Origin of the sequence: Clostridium sp. AF27-5AA, assembly GCF_003478415.1 — a bacterium.
Taxonomy (GTDB): Bacteria; Bacillota; Clostridia; order Lachnospirales; family Lachnospiraceae; genus Otoolea; species Otoolea fessa.
The window spans coordinates 438,114-456,074 of record NZ_QUFH01000001.1; the positions used below are offsets into that span (position 1 = coordinate 438,114).

At 49.9% G+C, this 17,961-nt stretch carries 15 protein-coding genes; 2 read left to right on the plus strand and 13 right to left on the minus strand.

Annotation, left to right across the window (positions count from 1 at the left end; all coding sequences use genetic code 11):
- Positions 1-5: 5 nt before the first annotated feature.
- Together DWY89_RS02165 and DWY89_RS02170 are read right to left on the minus strand one after the other, a co-directional pair.
- On the minus strand, positions 6-455 hold the full coding sequence (locus DWY89_RS02165) for a GatB/YqeY domain-containing protein (protein WP_022360228.1): 450 nt from the start codon (positions 453-455) through the stop codon (positions 6-8).
- Between the two features lie 243 nt (positions 456-698).
- A complete protein-coding gene (locus tag DWY89_RS02170) occupies positions 699-2,288 on the minus strand; it encodes a peptide chain release factor 3 (protein WP_106999734.1) in 1,590 nt (529 codons plus the stop codon).
- A gap of 309 nt (positions 2,289-2,597) precedes the next feature.
- On the opposite strand from DWY89_RS02170, the gene DWY89_RS02175 reads away from it, so the two are divergent.
- Positions 2,598-3,371 carry a type III pantothenate kinase gene (locus DWY89_RS02175; protein ID WP_106999733.1) on the plus strand — a complete coding sequence of 258 codons (774 nt, stop codon included), beginning with the start codon at positions 2,598-2,600 and terminating at the stop codon, positions 3,369-3,371.
- Positions 3,372-3,490: 119 nt separating this feature from the next.
- Here the strand turns inward: DWY89_RS02175 and DWY89_RS02180 are convergent, their stop codons facing one another.
- Positions 3,491-4,279: an SseB family protein gene (locus tag DWY89_RS02180; protein WP_106999732.1), complete on the minus strand. Its 789-nt coding sequence runs from the start codon at positions 4,277-4,279 to the stop codon at positions 3,491-3,493.
- 451 nt (positions 4,280-4,730) lie between these two features.
- The gene (gene sigG / locus DWY89_RS02190) at positions 4,731-5,507 is read right to left on the minus strand and encodes an RNA polymerase sporulation sigma factor SigG (protein ID WP_106999731.1); all 777 of its coding nucleotides are present in this window, start codon (positions 5,505-5,507) and stop codon (positions 4,731-4,733) included.
- Between the two features lie 242 nt (positions 5,508-5,749).
- Here sigG and DWY89_RS02195 point away from each other — a divergent pair, with 242 nt between their 5' ends.
- A complete protein-coding gene (locus DWY89_RS02195; protein ID WP_022360223.1) occupies positions 5,750-6,817 on the plus strand; it encodes an acyltransferase family protein in 1,068 nt (355 codons plus the stop codon).
- Here DWY89_RS02195 and sigE read toward each other — a convergent pair.
- From sigE to DWY89_RS02240, 9 genes are all read right to left on the minus strand, one after another.
- Positions 6,771-7,529, minus strand: coding sequence for an RNA polymerase sporulation sigma factor SigE (sigE, locus tag DWY89_RS02200; RefSeq protein WP_106999729.1), 759 nt, complete (start codon positions 7,527-7,529; stop codon positions 6,771-6,773). The two genes, DWY89_RS02195 and sigE, sit on opposite strands and share 47 nt — an antisense overlap.
- A gap of 53 nt (positions 7,530-7,582) precedes the next feature.
- A complete protein-coding gene (locus tag DWY89_RS02205) occupies positions 7,583-8,371 on the minus strand; it encodes a sigma-E processing peptidase SpoIIGA (RefSeq protein WP_182431329.1) in 789 nt (262 codons plus the stop codon).
- Positions 8,372-8,708: 337 nt separating this feature from the next.
- Positions 8,709-9,935 carry a cell division protein FtsZ gene (gene ftsZ / locus DWY89_RS02210; RefSeq protein WP_022360220.1) on the minus strand — a complete coding sequence of 409 codons (1,227 nt, stop codon included), beginning with the start codon at positions 9,933-9,935 and terminating at the stop codon, positions 8,709-8,711.
- Between the two features lie 200 nt (positions 9,936-10,135).
- Positions 10,136-10,909 (minus strand): cell division protein FtsQ, encoded by a 774-nt coding sequence (locus DWY89_RS02215; protein ID WP_242995691.1) that lies wholly within the window; start codon positions 10,907-10,909, stop codon positions 10,136-10,138.
- Positions 10,881-12,164, minus strand: a complete 1,284-nt coding sequence (gene murA / locus DWY89_RS02220) for a UDP-N-acetylglucosamine 1-carboxyvinyltransferase (protein WP_118293738.1) — start codon at positions 12,162-12,164, stop codon at positions 10,881-10,883. Before murA ends, DWY89_RS02215 begins: the two co-directional genes overlap by 29 nt.
- Before the next feature lie 106 nt (positions 12,165-12,270).
- The gene (locus tag DWY89_RS02225) at positions 12,271-13,425 is read right to left on the minus strand and encodes a putative peptidoglycan glycosyltransferase FtsW (protein WP_117795227.1); all 1,155 of its coding nucleotides are present in this window, start codon (positions 13,423-13,425) and stop codon (positions 12,271-12,273) included.
- A gap of 170 nt (positions 13,426-13,595) precedes the next feature.
- Positions 13,596-14,945, minus strand: a complete 1,350-nt coding sequence (murD, locus tag DWY89_RS02230) for a UDP-N-acetylmuramoyl-L-alanine--D-glutamate ligase (RefSeq protein WP_118523756.1) — start codon at positions 14,943-14,945, stop codon at positions 13,596-13,598.
- 10 nt (positions 14,946-14,955) lie between these two features.
- Positions 14,956-15,912 (minus strand): phospho-N-acetylmuramoyl-pentapeptide-transferase, encoded by a 957-nt coding sequence (gene mraY, locus DWY89_RS02235; RefSeq protein ID WP_022360215.1) that lies wholly within the window; start codon positions 15,910-15,912, stop codon positions 14,956-14,958.
- Between the two features lie 88 nt (positions 15,913-16,000).
- Positions 16,001-17,782, minus strand: coding sequence for a penicillin-binding transpeptidase domain-containing protein (locus DWY89_RS02240; protein ID WP_118523757.1), 1,782 nt, complete (start codon positions 17,780-17,782; stop codon positions 16,001-16,003).
- Positions 17,783-17,961: the final 179 nt, after the last annotated feature.

Genomic DNA, 17,961 nt, shown 5'->3' on the forward strand with positions numbered 1-17,961 from the left:
GGTTATTATTTGGACAGAATTCCAGCCAGTACCTGGTTCACTACCTTTCCGTCTGCCTTGCCCTTTACCTTCGGCATCAAGGTTTTCATGATTTTGCCCTTGTCAGACGGTGCCGGATTTTCAATGCCAAGCTCTGCCAGAACACTTTTGATCACCTCTGCGATCTGCTCTTCGGTCAGATCCTCCGGTGCAAATTCCTGATAAACTGCCAGACGTGCCTGTGCCTCCTCGCGGATATCCGCACGATCTGCCGGAGCCAGTTCCAGAGTCTCCTTCGTCTGCTTGATCTCTTTCTTTACAACTGCGTCCGCCTCTTCCTCAGTCAGCGGAGAACGCTTGTCGATCTCCGCATTTTTCAGTGCGGATAACAGCATGGATAAGGAATCTTTTCTTGCTTTGTCTTTTGCTTTCATGGCTTCTACCATGGCTGCACGTACTACATCTACTCTGCTCATATGAAATGTCTCCTTTTCTTTTTTTATGGTCTCGCCATGCCCAGATGGGACGATGGGGACTCTCTCTTGTTTCACCATGCCCAGTGGTGCGATAGGGACTCTCTCTTGTTTTACCATGCCCAGAGGTGCAAAACCTGCGGTTTCGCACCCCTGTCCGGCTGCGCCGTATAGCAGAAATCCCCCTTTCAGCGCCTGAAAAATAAATTTTCCATTCGCTGAAACGGTGCTTTCCGCTACATGGCTTTAGTTACGCCCAAACTCGCTTAACTTAAGCTTCGGATTCCGCTCTTCCACCATTCCCACACTCCAGCTGTTGACAAACAGAAGCAGTGGATTGTCTTTGAGGTCTTTGATCCGCTTCATATCCGAAGTTCCCTGAATCTTGGCAACATCGATTTCGTCAGCGTTTTCTACCCAGCGGATGTACTCGTATGGAAGCTTTTCCAGCTTGACTTCTACATTGTACTCATTTTCCAGACGGTAGGTCAGTACCTCGAACTGGAGGACGCCGACTACGCCGACGATGATCTCTTCCATACCTGTGTTGAACTCCTGGAAGATCTGGATCGCACCTTCCTGGGCGATCTGGCTGATGCCCTTGATGAACTGCTTGCGCTTCATCGTGTCCATCTGGCGCACGCGTGCAAAATGTTCCGGTGCGAACGTAGGAATGCCTTCAAATTCTACCTTTTCACCTGTACAGAGTGTATCACCGATCGAGAAAATACCCGGATCGAATACACCGATGATATCGCCCGCATATGCCTCCTCGACGATCTTTCGATCCTGCGCCATCATCTGCTGTGGCTGGGAGAGACGGATCTTGCGTCCGCCCTGCACATGCGTTACTTCCATGCCTGCCTCAAATTTGCCGGAACAGATACGCATAAATGCGATACGGTCGCGGTGCGCCTTGTTCATATTTGCCTGAATCTTGAAGACAAACGCGCTGAAATTCGGAGAGAACGGATCCACCATGCCGGTTGTCGTATTTCTCGGCAGCGGCGAGGTTGTCATTTTCAGGAAATGCTCCAGGAATGTCTCTACACCAAAGTTTGTCAGCGCCGAACCAAAGAATACCGGGGATAAATTTCCTCGGCTGACACGCTCCATATCCAGCTCATCGCATGCGCCGTCCAGAAGCTCGATATCATCCATCAGCTGCCGATGGTAGTCTGGACCGATGATGGAGTTAACCTCATCGCCCTCTAACGAGAACTCCTGAGATGCGACCTCCTTCTGTCCGCCCATTGCTGCTGTGAAAGTTGTGATCTTCTTTGTGGCACGGTCATACACGCCCTTAAAATTCTTACCGCAGCCGATCGGCCAGTTGACCGGACAGGTACGGATACCGAGCACGCTCTCGATCTCATCCATCAACTCAAACGGATCGCGCGCCTCGCGGTCCATCTTGTTGATAAAGGTAAAAATCGGGATGTGGCGCATAACGCAAACCTTGAAAAGCTTGATCGTCTGCGCCTCGACACCCTTAGAACCATCGATGACCATGACCGCCGAATCGGCTGCCATCAGAGTACGGTAGGTATCCTCCGAGAAATCCTGATGTCCCGGTGTATCCAGGATATTGATGCAAAATCCCTCATAATTAAACTGTAATACGGAAGAGGTAACCGAAATACCTCTCTCCTTCTCTATCTCCATCCAGTCAGAAACCGCGTGCTTGGCCGCTTTTCTTCCCTTGACCGTACCAGCCAGGTTGATCGCGCCTCCGTAGAGAAGAAACTTCTCCGTCAGGGTTGTCTTACCAGCATCCGGGTGGGAAATAATGGCGAATGTACGCCGTTTTTTGATCTGCTCCGCTATATTTTCCAAAAAAATCTTCCTCCAAACTTACTACCATTCTTCAACTTTGTCTAAACGTATTTATTCTATATTATTTTAAACGAATACGCAAGTCCAAGTTACGGTTCACTCACGCGCGATCGGTAACAGATCTTAAAAACATTTTTCATCTTCTTCTTGATCCTTTTCTTTAAAAAACATATAATCATACTATTAACGTGGATATATAATAAATAGTAACAGTTGAACATATGAAACCGTTGCGATAACTATACAATCAACATTTTATAAGAGATGTTGATTATTGTAGAGATGCAGGAGATATAAAGGAGTTATTTTATGATTCTAGCTATCGACGTTGGAAACACCAACATTATTATCGGCGTGATCGACGCAAAAAAAACGTATTTTGTAGAACGCATCACGACCACCATCGGAAAACCGAATCTGGAATATGCCGTGGCGCTGAAAAGTATTCTTGAAATTTACCATATCGCCCCAGATCAGCTTGATGGTGCGATCGTCTCCTCGGTCGTTCCGCCGCTTAACCGGACGATTCTTGCCGCCATCCGTAAAATAACGGGACTAAACGCAATGCTGGTCGGTTCCGGCATGAAAACCGGCTTAAACATCCTGATGGACAACCCGAAATCCGTCGGCAGCGATATGATCGTAAACGCAGTCGGTGCCCTTGCAGAGCATGAACCGCCAATCATCATCATCGAAATGGGAACCGCTACGACCATGTCTGTCATCGACAAAAACGGACGCTATGTCGGCGGCGCGATCCTGCCGGGACTTCGCGTTTCCCTCGACAGCATGAGCGCCAGCACTGCCCAGCTGCCGCGCATCAGCCTCGATACGCCGCGCCGTGTCATTGGCAAAAATACCATAGACTGCATGAGAAGCGGCGTCATATTTGGCAATGCCGCGATGATCGACGGTATGCTGGATCGCATCGAGGAAGAACTCGGAGAGAAAACTTCCATCATCGCCACCGGCGGCATCTCCAAGATTGTCCTGCCGCTCTGTTCGCATACGATCACGTATGATGGGGCGCTGTTGATGAAGGGATTACTACATTTATATGAAAAAAACAGAAGAACCGAATAATCAAAAAGGCTGTCTCTCGGCAGATGTATCTATATGATACATTCTGATGGGAGACAGCCTTTTTATCACAGTTTATTATGCTGACATCTATTCATTACCGGTCACGGTCACAGCAGCATTTATTTTACAACCTTCAGCTTCATATTCTCTTTCTCAATCCGATCCAGCTTCTCGCCGTCCAGACGGAGTGCAAATCCAAACGGATTTACCACGATTCCATTCACGTAATCCAGATATTTTTTCAGATCGCGGAAGCGGACTTCCATTGCTCCAAACTGATGTTTACGGTCAAATTTGCCAAATTCTACTAAATCCGTAAATGCCGGGTAATAGCGTACACCCTTTCCGGTGGTCAGAACCGGTACTGCCGTCGTCTTCTGCGGGTCAGCAACCGGAACCAGCAGACGCGCACCGTAAAGCTCTTTGCACATCAGATCCTGCATCTGTGGGAATGCCTGGTGCTGTACCAGTGCCTGATAGAACTGATTTGCAGAACGGACCAGGGACGGGTTCATCACGATCTCGGATGTATCCTTTGGTTTCTCGATGATGCTGAACAGCGACATGGACATATGATTTTCCTGTCCCTTGTCGATCACAACTGCCTCAAAACCGCTGCGGTAGAGGTCGTTGAAAAAGGAAATACGCTGTAATGGGCGGATCTCCAGTACCTTCGTCTCTACACCGACCATCTCCAGCCCTTTCACGAACTCATCTGCATACTCGCGGCTGGTGTAAAGGAAAGCAGCCGCCTTGCCGTTCTCTGCACCCAGGAAGAAGTTTTTCGTCGCATGGACAGTCACAACAAACAGTCCCGGCTCTCTCTGAAGCAGCTCCAGAACCTCTCCCATCACTTTTTTATCTGCTTTATCCTGATGTTCTTTCATCAGCTTACGTAATTTCTCCATTTGAATTCCTCCGGCTCTTTTTAATGTACTCTCGGAATCTTTCTGTGCTTGATTTTGTGAGATGATTTTTTGTCAGCTGTGCCCAAATTTCTGAGGCGTACGCGGTGCGTACGTTGATGAAATTCGGGTACGGCTGGCGGAAAATCAGCCACAAAAGCGAGTGCAGAAAAGACTCCGAGAGTACATTTTATCATGCGCGAGGCTCAATCCGCCTGCGCCTGTCTTTTCTACTCTGTCTGCTGTCCATGACTGCCTGAGTGTCGCATCGCCAAGCTGCCTTTATCACTATATCAGATGGAATACTCCGCTCAACCCCAGTTCAGATAACAGTCATCTGCTTGATTTTCAGATTCTTTTTGCAGACTATATCTCCTATATTTTAACACAGAGCCGCCAAACAATCAATCAGAAGAATCTCACACAATCCCTATAACACAATCCCTATCAACATTCAGCTCAAATAATGCTTCATGCTTTTTAACGCACTCTTCTCCAGCCGTGACACCTGCGCCTGCGAAATATGGATTTCTTCGGCAACCTCTGTCTGGGTCTTTCCCTCAAAAAAGCGCATATCAATAATGCGGCGTTCCCGGTCCGGCAGGCGCTGCATCGCCTCCCCCAGCGACAGATCCTCGACCCAATGTTCCTCTGAATTTTTCTTGTCACTGAGCTGATCCATCACGTAGAGCGGATCGCCGCCGTCCGTATAGACCGGTTCGTACAGGCTGACCGGGCTCTGGATAGCATCGAGCGCATACGCAATCTCCTCTTTGCTGACTCCCAATTCTTTGGCAATCTCGCAGAGTGTCGGCTCCTTTGACTGCTTTTTCAGCAGATTTTCACGGGTATAGATCGCTTTGTATGCCGTATCGCGGAGCGACCGGCTGACCCGGATTGAATTGTTATCCCTCAAATACCGTTTCACCTCCCCCAGGATCATCGGAACCGCATACGTCGAAAAACGGACATTCTGGGTAATATCAAAATTATCAATCGCCTTGATGAGGCCGATACAGCCAATCTGGAACAGATCGTCCACATTTTCCCGGCTGCCCGAAAAGCGCTGTATTACACTGAGCACCAGCCGCAGATTCCCCTTGATATACTGTTCTCTTGCCTCCCGATCGCCCTTTAGAATCCGGCGAAACAGTTCTTCTTTCTCCTCATTACTTAAAAGAGGCAGCTTGGATGTATTGACCCCGCAGATTTCCACTTTATAGACCGGCATTTCCATTCCCTCCGTATGATGGACGATCAACGCAAACGGTTGAATCGTTTTGATTTTTGTTTTGTCACCTATACATTAGAATGGACAATTCAAAGCTCATTTATACCCGGACAAATGAGAACCGTTTTCACTCATTCCAATTTCTTGCCTTTTCTGCCGTTCCATAGTAAAATATATTTTCAGGGGTTTTACGATCAATATTATTTATAGAAAATAGAATTCAACCACAAGGAGATCCATTCATGAACACACAAAAAAAAGCCCGTTCCCTCTACTGGGATATCGTAAAGGGATGGGGCATTATTGCGATCGTGCTGGGGCATACCGGATATTTCGCCGGTGCGTTCGTCTATCTGTTCCACCTGGCGCTGTTTTTCTTTATCACAGGCTATTTTTATAATGAAACGAAATACGGGGATACGCCGTTTCTCTACTTCGGCTCCCGTCTCGCCGGTGCATGGCCCAGGTATATGTTCTACACGCTGTTTTTTGTCCTGCTCCACAACTTTTTTGTGACGCACAGGCTCTATGCGGGACAGGAACTTTACAACCATACCAGAATGCTTACGGCATGGATGAGCAGTCTTTCCTTCAACTCACCGGAACAGGTTCAGGGTGCCCTCTGGTTTCTGCCGGTCTGGCTGGTGTCCTCCGGACTCTTTGCCGGATGCGTCTGGTTTGGACGCGCAGCTGCCCGCTTTACCCGGAAAGATAATGTCAAGCTTCCTGTATGTGCATTTGCATGCATCCTGATTGGCCTTGCCGGTGTCTTCTTAAATATGAGAAGCTGCCCGCTCCCTTACAATCTGCAGGCGGCGCTGCTCGTTGTTCCGGTCTATCTCATCGCCTGGCTGATGCAGCAGTTTTTCTCCAATTTCCGCCACTATACGGTCTGGTACGGCTGCCTGATAAGCGCCCTGCTTCTGCACCTGACAAACACAAAGCTTCACATTTTCATCGATCTGGCAAGCATGCACATTCCGGGCGTCTTATTTTATCCGATCTCCATCATTGGAATTTACTTCGTTCTTTCGCTCTCCGACCTGTCCGAGCGCATCAGACCGCTGGCAAAGGTCCTTGCCTTTTTAGGACGCCATTCCTTTGACATTATGGCGATTCATTTCACGCTGTTCAAGCTGATCGATTTTGCCTATGCCCGCTTCATTTTGAAGGAAATACCGGAAACGCTCTCCAACTTCCCGGTCTCCTTCCGCTATGAAATGGGTCCGTTTTACATCCTGATCGGTCTGTTTCTTCCAGCACTTATCGGCTGGTGTATAGACCGCATTGCTGCGAAATTTCTTTCTTGAGGCGTTTCATAATCTTCTTTTCCAGCCTCGATATGTATGACTGCGAGATACCCAGAAGGTCGGCAACCTCCTTCTGGGTCATTTCATCTTCCTGCTCTCTCCCCAGACCAAAGCGCAGCTTCACGATTTTCTGTTCCCGCGGATTCAGGCGGTCGATCGCCGCATTCAACAGTTTCCGCTCTGTCTCATCCTCCAGATCCCGGTAAATAATATCCTCATCCGTTCCCAAAATATCCGACAGAAGCAATTCATTTCCATCCCAGTCCACATTCAACGGCTCATCGATCGAAACCTCGAGCTTCGTCTTATTATTTCTCCGGAGATACATCAGAATCTCATTTTCAATACAACGGGATGCATAGGTCGCCAGCTTAATATTTTTATCCACGTCAAACGTGTTGATCGCCTTGATGAGACCGATCGTCCCGATCGAAATCAGATCTTCCACGCCCACGCTGGTGTTGTCAAACTTTCTTGCTATGTAGACCACCAGGCGCAGGTTGTGTTCGATCAGCGCCGAACGCGCCTCTTTATCCTCACTGGTTCCAAATTTTCTTAAAACCTCCGCCTCCCGCACACTGTCAAACGGTGCCGGAAGGATATCGGTTCCCCCGATATAATGAACTTCCCCGTCCCGGTGCATCAGAAATGACCGGAACGACGGCATCATTTTTAAACGAAACTGACCTGGAACTGAAACTTTTATAAACATACGCTTTCCCCCTTATGTTGTTCGCTATGGTTCGATTGTCTGCATGGTTTTCTTCACAACCAATATTTTTCATTGAGCAGCATCTGATACTCGCCCTTCTGCGACAGCGCCTCCTGTGAAATGGCAATCCACGGCTTCTCAATCACCCGCATACCGCCCTGACCGGACACTTCCATCCGCTCCGCCTGATATGCCGGAATCACGCCGCCGCCCTTTCCGACACTCCGAAATGGGATGTATTGGACACCGTCCTCCCAGGAAAAAAATCTCTCTGCCGCACACGCATCCAGCACCTGCACCGGACGCCCCGAAAGCGGCATCGTCAGATGGTTGCCTGTGTCGAGAATCGCCTGCACATGCCGCTCCCTGCCTTTGTTAAAAAGCGTTACCGCGTACTGGTGTTCCAGCTTCATACACCGCTGCATACCAAACCGCCACACCGCAGATGGAATCAGAAAACTGCCCCCCGCGGTAAACAGCCAGAACAGAAGATTCGCCCGTATTCCAAGCGGCTGAACCAGTTCCATGCAGCCAGCCGCCAGCATAGATGCTATGTAAAGCCCGATCGCAGCTTCTGCCGCCTCCGACTTCCTACGGATGGAAAATGCCGTCCATGCCATCAGCACGCTCATCGTGGCGCTTAGGAGCATCCGCCCGGCATATCCCAGCGGAACCGGAGCTAACACCATTCCTAACGCATACACGGCTCCCAGAAGACTCCCTGCCAACCGCCCATACCGGCGTTCCGGCAGACGCAGGCAATTCTTCACCACCGACAGAAGCAGGAAATCCGCTGCCAGATTTTGCAGCAGGATGACATCCGCATACACACGATAGGTCACTGTCTCTTCCCACCTTTCTGTCCGACACGGGATATTATAAGAAAAAAGTTCCGCAAAATTTGTCAAACCGAGGGTGCAAAACGCCTGTTTTGATCGCCAAAAATCGGGGGAAAAACGTAAAATTTGAATAGATTCGACATAAGTCGAAGGTCTGAATCGACGATAAAAAAGAATGTGCCTTTTTGTGTAATAGGGGATTCCAAGGAATTTCCTATTACACAAAAAAACACGCATCAGAAATTTTTACTTCTAATGCGTGTCTCTTCCAAAAACAACTGCTTCTGTATATATTTTGTATTTTTGCTAAAGCAAGAGCAGTTCATCTCTCACTCTTATATTATTTCTTATTTCTCAGAAAATCCGGAATATTGATCTGTGTTTCCTGGCGCATCGGGCGGAACGGCTGTGCCGGTGCCGACTGCGGTGCTTCCTTCGGAGCGACTGGCTGTGCCGGTGCTGCTGCAGATGGTGCACGGAAGGTCGGTGCCTTGTAGGTCGGCTGCGCTGCCGCTGCAGTCTGTGCTGCCGGCTGAGCGTATGTATTGCCAGTCGTCTTTGCCTTGAACGGAGTCTTGAACTCAGTCATCGCTTTTGCGACCGGTGTGTTCACACCGTGGGAATCCAGTCCAGTCGCAATAACAGTGATCGTCGCCTCATCCTGTGCATTCTCATCGTACATCGCACCGAAGATGATATTGGCATCGTCGCCTGCAAGCTCCTGTACATAGCTGGCTGCGTCATTTGCCTCGATCAGGCTGATATCGCCGGAAATATTGATGATAACGTGGCTTGCACCCTCGATGGTTGTCTCAAGCAGCGGGCTGGATACAGCCTGCTTAACAGCCTCAAGTGCTTTGTCATCACCCTTCGCATGACCGATACCGATATGAGCGATACCCTTGTCCACCATAACGGTCTGAACATCTGCAAAGTCAAGATTGATAAGACCCGGAACATTGATCAGGTCGGTAATACCCTGTACTGCCTGCTGAAGAACCTCATCTGCTTTCTTCAGTGCATCCGGCATCGTGGTACGGCGGTCTACGATCTCAAGAAGTTTATCATTCGGGATAACGATCAGAGTATCGACAGCTGCTTTCAGTTTTTCGATACCATTGAGCGCATTGCTCATACGGGTCTTTGCCTCGAAACGGAACGGCTTTGTGACAACGCCGACCGTCAGGATGCCCATATCTTTTGCGATACGTGCAATAACCGGAGCTGCACCTGTACCGGTACCGCCGCCCATACCTGCGGTAACGAATACCATATCTGCACCCTTGAGAGCCTGTGCCAGCTCTTCCTGGCTTTCCTCAGCTGCTTTCTCACCGATCTCCGGCTTTGCGCCTGCACCAAGTCCCTTGGTCAGCTTCTCACCAATCTGCATAGCTGTGGACGCCTTGCAGAACTGCAGTGCCTGCTTATCTGTATTGATACCGATAAATTCTACACCGGCAATATCTTCATCGATCATACGGTTGACAGCGTTGTTACCGGCTCCGCCGACACCTACTACTATAATTCTGGCAGAGTTCTCTGCTTCATTTATCTTTATCTCTAACAAGATACTTCCTCCTTCATTTTCCCATCTGTTCCGGTTTTATCATCTTTATACTAAAATTAGGGTCTTTTAAATCTAGCCTACCTAATACTATATTTGATTTTCAGCAAAAAATCAATCGTTTCTTTTATAAATTTTCAATAAACCAGTCACAATGTTACTGTTCACACATACGTGCCAGTAACGGATTATGCCGATTCTTCCTAGTTTTTATCAAACCGGTACATCGGATTTGCATTCGATTCATCGTAGCTGTCCAGATAGAGGGTTCCGGACAGATCCGGATAATCCCGCAGAATATCCGTCAGCTCCGAAAGTTTCCCGTTCATCTCACTGTTGCTTCCCAGCTCAACCTTCAAGCTCCTGATTTGAAGCGTCGCTTCCTTTTCCTTATTAAAACGGATCTCGTCCACCGCAACCTCGTTGACCGACAGTACCTGCGTCAGGTTCAGAATCTCGTTGAAAACGCTGATATCCTCGACCGGCAGCGGCTGATGCAGCACGATATGTCCAAAGGAAAGTCCGGCAATCTTCGGCACACCCGGCAATGTCTCGCTTGTGCTCTCCACAATGATGCCGTCCTTGTCAAAATACATCCGGCTGTTCATGTAGGAAACGTAACCAACCACACTCTTCTCGTAGACGATCACCTCCACGTCCGACGGGCTGCGGAACACCAGCTTGTAATCCTGCACGAACGGAATTGACTTGTGCGGCCGGAAGCGGTACTGCATATAGCAGAACACCGGATTCCGGCTCAGCCGCGAATCGAAAATAGACGCCTCTATCTGCTCTGCCGTATATTGCCGGTTTCCACTGACATGGATTGTATTAATCTGAAGCAGCGACAGACCGACAAAAAACGCGGCTGCCACAAGAAGTGCTGCCGCCGTGATCCAGATATGTTTTTTTCCACGGCGGCGCCATACCTTTTCCTCTGTCTTTTTTTCAATCTGTATCTTCTCTATCTCCATCATCCTCCCGGCGCCGGATCTCTGCTCCTAATGCCCGCAAGTCCCGGCAAATATCTTCATATCCCCGCTCAATATGTTCACATTCTGATACTCTGGTCCATCCGTCCGCCCCCAGGGCTGCCACCGTCAGGGCTGCGCCGCCCCGCAGATCGCGGGCACGCACCAAAGCTCCCCGCAAGGTTTCCACTCCGTCAATCCGGGCAATGTTCCCGCTACATTCGATGTTCGCCCCCATTTTTTGAAGCTCCGCCGCTGTGCCAAACCGGTTTTCAAATACCGTCTCCCGCAGCATACTGGTTCCATCTGCCCGTGACAGCGCCGCCATCAAAAACGGCTGCAGATCGGTCGGAAACGCCGGATACGGTCCGGTTTTCACCGATACCGCCCGCAGGCGCTGTCCGCTGTGTACATATATAAGTTCCGGTTCCTGATAAAGCGAAACGCCCATATGCTCCAGCACCCCGGTCAATGCACGCAGCTCCTGTGTCTGCACGCCGTCCACGATCACCTCACCGCTGCAGGACGCAGCGGCAAGAAGATAGGTCCCGGCTACGATCCGGTCGCCGCCGATCACAAACCGGCTGTCATGAAGCGGCAATCCGCCTTCTATGATCAGCGCATCCGTCCCGATCCCCCGGATCGATGCCCCCATACCATTTAGGAAATGGCACAGCTGTCCAATCTCCGGTTCCCGCGCGCATCCCCGCAGAACCGTCCGCCCCACCGCTGCCACAGCGGCAAACAGGGCATTTTCCACCGCGCCGACACTCGGGAACGGAAAAATAATCTCTGCCCCGCGAAGTCCCGTTGTCTGTGCATGCAGGAAGCCGTCCGACTCCGGTTCCTGTATTTCCGCGCCCAGCGCACGGAGTGCCCGCAAATGCCAGTCGATTGGACGTTTTCCGATCATACATCCGCCGGGGCTGTAGACACCCGCCTCGCAAAAGCGTCCCAGGAGCGCTCCCAAAAGCATAATGGACGAGCGCATTTTCCCCATCGCTTTCTGCTCGATCCGCCAGCCATTCATCTTCGAAGTATCGATTTCCAGACGGTTTCCGTGCAACGCACACCGGCATCCCAGAGAATCAAGAATCCCCATCATACAGAACACATCCTGTATTCTGGGGACATTTTCAAGCACGGTAATTCCGCGGTTTAACACTGACGCCGCCATCATCGGCAAAACTGCATTTTTCGACCCCTGCACCGTGAGTCCGCCCTGAATCCGGCACGGTCCGTGAATCTCGATGAAAGCCAAACAATCCCCTCCCACCGGCATCTATGTATTATTATATGCCAACGAGAGAAAATGGTTCTCATTTTCTACATTTCCCGAAGTAAATATGTAACTCCGCCAAATATTCCTACTGCTCCAGCTTAATTTGGTTCGAGACGCTTAACACCATCCCCATCTCCAGCATCAGGAACATGACGGACGTACCTCCGTAACTGATAAACGGCAGCGTAACACCCGTGTTCGGGATCGTATTCGTAACAACCGCGATATTTAAGATAACCTGAATCGCGATGTGTGCCATCACGCCGATCACGATCATCGCACCCATCAGATCCGGTGCATTTCCAGCAATTACCATGAAGCGGTAAATCATAAACATGAAAATCAGAATGACCGAAATCGCGCCAAACAGACCTAATTCCTCACAGATAATCGAAAAAATCATATCATTCTGCGCCTCCGGCACGAAACCGAGCTTCTGGAGACTCTCGCCCAGTCCCTTTCCAAACAGACCGCCGGAACCGATCGCATACAGACCCTGGAGCACCTGATAACCGCCGGAACGTGCATACTGCACCGGGTTGACCCAGACATTGATTCGTCCCAGCTGATAATCCTTCAGGATATGGAGCTTTACCAGCAAATGCCCTATATAGGGGGCGACCGCCAGAAGTCCAACGCCGCCTCCGATGCAGAGAAAAAACGGCCATTTGATCTTGCACGCCACAAACAGCATCACAAACACGATGCCGCAGATGATGATACCAGAACTTAAGTTGTTCGCCGTAACTAAAAGTGCCAGCGGCGCCGACAGCGCCACGATAAATCCGACTGCCCGCAGCTGGTTGATCCGCACGCCCAGATTGGCAATCAGAACCGCCAGAAGCAGAATCAGGGAAATCTTGACAATCTCGGTCGGCTGGAACTGGAGCGGTCCTAGGCGCAGCCAGCGCTTCTTACCATGCGATGCCACGCCCAGAGGTGTAAAACGCGTCAGAAGCAGCGTCACGTATGAAACGATATATCCCAGCATCGCAAACCGCGCAAACCAGTGATAATCTATCTTGGAGACGATATACATCGCAACAAAGCTGACACCCGCGATGCCCGCCTGACGAAGCATAAAATATCCCGGATTGCCGTAATCAAGCTGCGCCTTATAGGAGCTCGCGCTGTAAATCATGATCAGTCCGAATACCGTCAGGAAAATGATGGTAAACAGCAGACTGTAATCATAAAACCGATGTGGTTTTTTCTTTTTAATTTTTCCCGGTTCCGGCATACTTCCACTCCCCTGCTTTTTGTTGTTACAGTTTCGAAATTCTGCCTGTAAACGGCAGTTTTTCCTTCAAATCAGGGCTGCCGCAGACAAATGCCGGCTGCGACAGCCCCAATGTATTAGCCAATACCGAATTGCTGCGTGCTTTGCACTTCGCAATTCTCAAAAACAAATTACAAATTTCTCACAAACTCTTTGAATTTGCGTCCGCGCTCTTCAAAGTTCTTGAACTGCCCCCAGCTTGCACATGCCGGTGAAAGCAGGACGTTATCGCCCGGATTTGCGTAGGATGCACATACCTGTACAGCCTCCTGCAGATCTTCCGCGTACATGATATCATTGAAGCCGTGGCGTTTTGCACACTCGGCAATCTTGTCGCGGGTCTGGCCGATCAGCACCAGATAGCGTACCTTTCCGTCAAAGCTCTCGATCCACTCGTCAAACTCGGAATGCTTATCATATCCGCCTGCGATTAATAAGGTCGGTCCCGGCATCGCCTTGATCGCCTGCATCGCTGCATCCGGGTTGGTTCCCTTGGAATCGTTGTAGTATTTGACACCAAAACGCTCGGTTACGAACTCAATGCGGTGTTCAACTGCCTTGAATTCCTTGATCACCTTCTGGATCTTCTCCAGCGGAACGCCCATGTTCATACTGATAGCAACCGCTGCCATAACATTTTCATGGTTATGACGGCCAAGTAGCTTCAGATCGTGGATATTGACAATCACGGTCTCTTTCTCGCCGTCGTTGTATACAATCTCATCCTCTTTCAGGTAGAAACCTTGTTTCAGGGTACGCAGACTGGAAAAATATACCACCTTGATGTCTTTTAAAGTCTCACCAAATTCACGCAGTACCGGATCCTCATAGTTCAGGACGCAGACATCGCCCTCTTTCTGGTTCTTGGTAATGCTCTCTTTCGTCTCGATGTAGCATTCCATCGTCTTATGACGATCCAGATGATCCGGGGTAATATTTAAAATAGCGCTTACATTCGGGTGGAAATCAGTCATGGTCTCCAGCATGAAGCTCGATACCTCTGCGACAGTTACGGTCTCATCCGTTGTCTCCAATGCGTGGAATGCAAACGGCTCACCGATATTTCCAACTACAAATACGCTGTCATAGAATGACTTCATGATCTCGCCGGTCAGGGAAGTCGTCGTTGTCTTTCCGTTCGTGCCGGTAATGGCTGCCATACGTCCTTTTGCACAGTGATATGCAAGCTGCATCTCGCCCCAGATCGGAATACCGGTTTCACGAATCATCTCTACAAACGGTGCATCGGTCGGGATGCCCGGGCTTAAAATTGCCAGCTCCACGCCTAACAAATCCGTCTTTTTCAGCTCTCCGAGGACGAACGTGATCGTCGCGCCTTCGTCAAATTTCTTTTTCAGCTCCTCTGGATCCAGTTTTTCATTGCCATCGTAAAGCACTACCTCCCCGCCTTTTGAGAGAAGGAGCTTTGCAGCTGCAATACCGCTGATACCTGTTCCTGCTACTAATACTTTCTGACTCATAATCTTCCTCCTATAATCCTAAGTATGCTATAAGGCAAAGGATTGCCGTAATAATCGAAAATACGCCTACGACTCTGGTCTCAGACCATCCGCAGAGCTCGAAATGGTGATGGATCGGCGCCATCTTGAAAAAACGCTTTCCGCCCGTCTTCTTAAAATAGGTTACCTGAATAATAACAGATAATACTTCCACCAGATAAATCAGACCCACGATCGCGATAAAGATCGGCATCTGCATCATAAAGGCACTGGAAGCGACAAAACCGCCGAGTGCCAGTGAACCGGTATCGCCCATGAACACACGCGCCGGATAAACATTGAACAGAAGAAAGCCCAGAAGACTTCCAACTACTGCGCCGGTAATCGGGCTAATGCCGCTGTTCTCCCCGATCGCCACGATCGTAAAGAACGTTGCTACCAGAATCGTCACACTGGTGCACAGGCCGTCCAGACCATCTGTGAAGTTCACGCCATTGTCAGTTCCCAGAATGATGAAGAACAGTGCCGGTACAAACAGCCAGACCGGAAGCTGTAAATACTTGCCGGTAAATGGAATCAGCATCCCTGTTCCGATGTCCGGTGAGGTTACAATATAATAGGCAAAAATACCTGTGATCACAAACTGTCCGATCAGCTTCTGGATCGGATTTAAGCCCTCCGAACGTTTCATCACGATCTTGATGTAATCGTCCAGAAATCCAACCACGCCGAATCCAACAGTCATAAACAGCACCGGAATGATCTTCGGATAATCCCGGATATAGAGCAGAGACGTAATGATGATGCTGGAAAGAATTACCAGACCGCCCATCGTCGGGGTTCCCTGCTTTTTCAGATGCGTCTGCGGTCCGTCATCGCGCACCTGCTGTCCGAATTTCAACCTGTGGAGAAACGGTATCACGATCGGGCACAGCACTGCGCTGACCACAAATGCGATGATAACCGCCAGTATTGTTTCATTTACCATGTCACACCTCTAACTTATCTTCCTATGTATACAGAGATAGTTCCTCAAATTATACACTTCAATAGTATACGTCTTTTTAGGGGAATAATCAACCTCTTTTCTCCACCCCCAGATACGGCAAAATGACCTCAAACAGATCGCGGATCACCGGGGCGGCAATCGTCCCGCCATAGTAGATTCCTTCCGGTTCATCGATGGTGATAAGCGCGATCACCTGCGGATCGTCCGCCGGTGCAAACCCTAAAAATGAGGAAATATATTTTTTCCGGCTCCTTGGAAGTTTCTCCGAGGTTGCCGTCTTTCCGCCGATCCGGTAGCCCTCGATCCGGGCGTTTTTTCCACTCCCCTCCGCCACCACCTGTTCCAGAATATAACGCAGCGTCTCACTCGTCTGCTCCGATAGGATTCTCTCCCCTTTTGGATAGGTAAACACGTGGACTGCCTGACCATCTGCCCGCACGGCACGGATCCCGATGTGCGGTGTGATGCGCGTGCCTCCGTTGATCAGGGAGGATGCCGTTGTAATGAGCTGGATCGGCGTGATCTGAAACGACTGCCCAAAAGAGACGGTCGCCAGCTCCACCGGTCCGATCTGATCCGGCTGGTGCATGATCGTCCCCGCCTCACCCGGCAGATCAATCCCAGTCTTTCCCAGCAGACCAAACTGCTTAAAATACTGATAGTACCGCTCCGGTCCCAGCCGCTGTCCGACATCGATCAGAACAGGATTGCAGGAATTCATCATTCCCTGTAAAAACGTCTCCCCGCCGTGTCCGCCCACCTTGTGACACCGAATCTTCCGATCTTCCACGATCCGGAATCCCGGGCAGGAAAACTGATCAGTCAGGTTGACCACGCCCGCCTCCAGTCCCGCAGCGGCAGTCACGATTTTGAATGTAGACCCCGGTTCGTATGTATCATTTAAACAGGGATTGCGCCACATCTGATTGAGGAGAGCTTGTTTATTTTGCGCTGATGCTGCGTGTGACTGCACTTCATTCTTCCAGGATATGTCTTCTTCTGTTTCTGAATCTTCGTTTTTTCCATCTGTCACCAGCTCAAACGGCTCATTCAATGAAAACTCCGGTGCATTTACCATTGCATAGATTTCCCCGTTCTTCGGGTTCATCACGATGATCGAGACGCGGTTCGCATTCTTTTTCTGCATCGTCTGGTACGCCGCCTGTTCCGCGTACATCTGGATATTGACATCCAGACTCGCCTGCAGATCCCGCCCTGCCTCCGGCTCGATGCGATCCTCCGCCTCATTTTCCAGCTCGATCCCCGCCGCGTCCGTGAGCGTCAGGATCTTGCCATCCGTGCCCTTTAAATACTTCTCATACTGTACTTCCAGACCGATGATCCCTTGATTATCTCCCCCGGTGAATCCCAGCACTTTCGATGCCAGACGTCCATATGGATAATATCGTTTATAGTCCTCATCCACCTTGACTCCCTCCAGGCGCATTGCCCGGATCGCATCGCCCCGCGTTTTCTCTACATTGGACTGGATCACCTCCCTGGAAGATCGCTTTTCCGTCTTTTTCCGCATCTCCGCCTCCGGAAGTCCCAGTTCTTCGCTTAAAACCCGAATAACTGTCTCCGGATCTTTTACCTGATTATGAATCACTGAGATAGTACATACAGTCCGGTTATCAGCGATCACCGTTCCGTTCCGGTCAAGGATCCGCCCGCGCGGCGCTTTGATACTGCGCTCCCGCTGATGCAGCTCCTCCGCCATCTGGCTGTAATAATCCGCTTTATACAGCATGAGGAAGAACAGTCTCCCCGCCAATCCTGCCATGCACAGGCAGATGGCGGCGCACAAAAAGACAGTTCTTCCTCTGTGATGCGTCCGGTTCCGATTCATACTGCTTCCTGTCTGATCTCATTGCTACAGTATATCATAAGAACCGTTTCTTTATTCTGTATTTTCGTTACTGTTCACACACGTGTGCCCAGCAACGGGATTTTGCCGATGCTACGCATTCCAAATCGGCAAAATCTGCTGCCAGAACTGTATCGTACGAATTTTTCAGTTCAGAAAAT

Coding starts and splice junctions, on each gene's coding strand:
- DWY89_RS02165 (WP_022360228.1), bottom strand. CDS start 455: ATGAGCAGAGTAGATGTAGTACGTGCAGCCATGGTAGAAGCCATGAAA.
- DWY89_RS02175 (WP_106999733.1), top strand. CDS start 2,598: ATGATTCTAGCTATCGACGTTGGAAACACCAACATTATTATCGGCGTG.
- DWY89_RS02180 (WP_106999732.1), bottom strand. CDS start 4,279: ATGGAGAAATTACGTAAGCTGATGAAAGAACATCAGGATAAAGCAGAT.
- sigG (WP_106999731.1), bottom strand. CDS start 5,507: ATGCCGGTCTATAAAGTGGAAATCTGCGGGGTCAATACATCCAAGCTG.
- DWY89_RS02195 (WP_022360223.1), top strand. CDS start 5,750: ATGAACACACAAAAAAAAGCCCGTTCCCTCTACTGGGATATCGTAAAG.
- sigE (WP_106999729.1), bottom strand. CDS start 7,529: ATGTTTATAAAAGTTTCAGTTCCAGGTCAGTTTCGTTTAAAAATGATG.
- DWY89_RS02215 (WP_242995691.1), bottom strand. CDS start 10,909: ATGATGGAGATAGAGAAGATACAGATTGAAAAAAAGACAGAGGAAAAG.
- DWY89_RS02225 (WP_117795227.1), bottom strand. CDS start 13,425: ATGCCGGAACCGGGAAAAATTAAAAAGAAAAAACCACATCGGTTTTAT.
- murD (WP_118523756.1), bottom strand. CDS start 14,945: ATGAGTCAGAAAGTATTAGTAGCAGGAACAGGTATCAGCGGTATTGCA.
- mraY (WP_022360215.1), bottom strand. CDS start 15,912: ATGGTAAATGAAACAATACTGGCGGTTATCATCGCATTTGTGGTCAGC.
- DWY89_RS02240 (WP_118523757.1), bottom strand. CDS start 17,782: ATGAATCGGAACCGGACGCATCACAGAGGAAGAACTGTCTTTTTGTGC.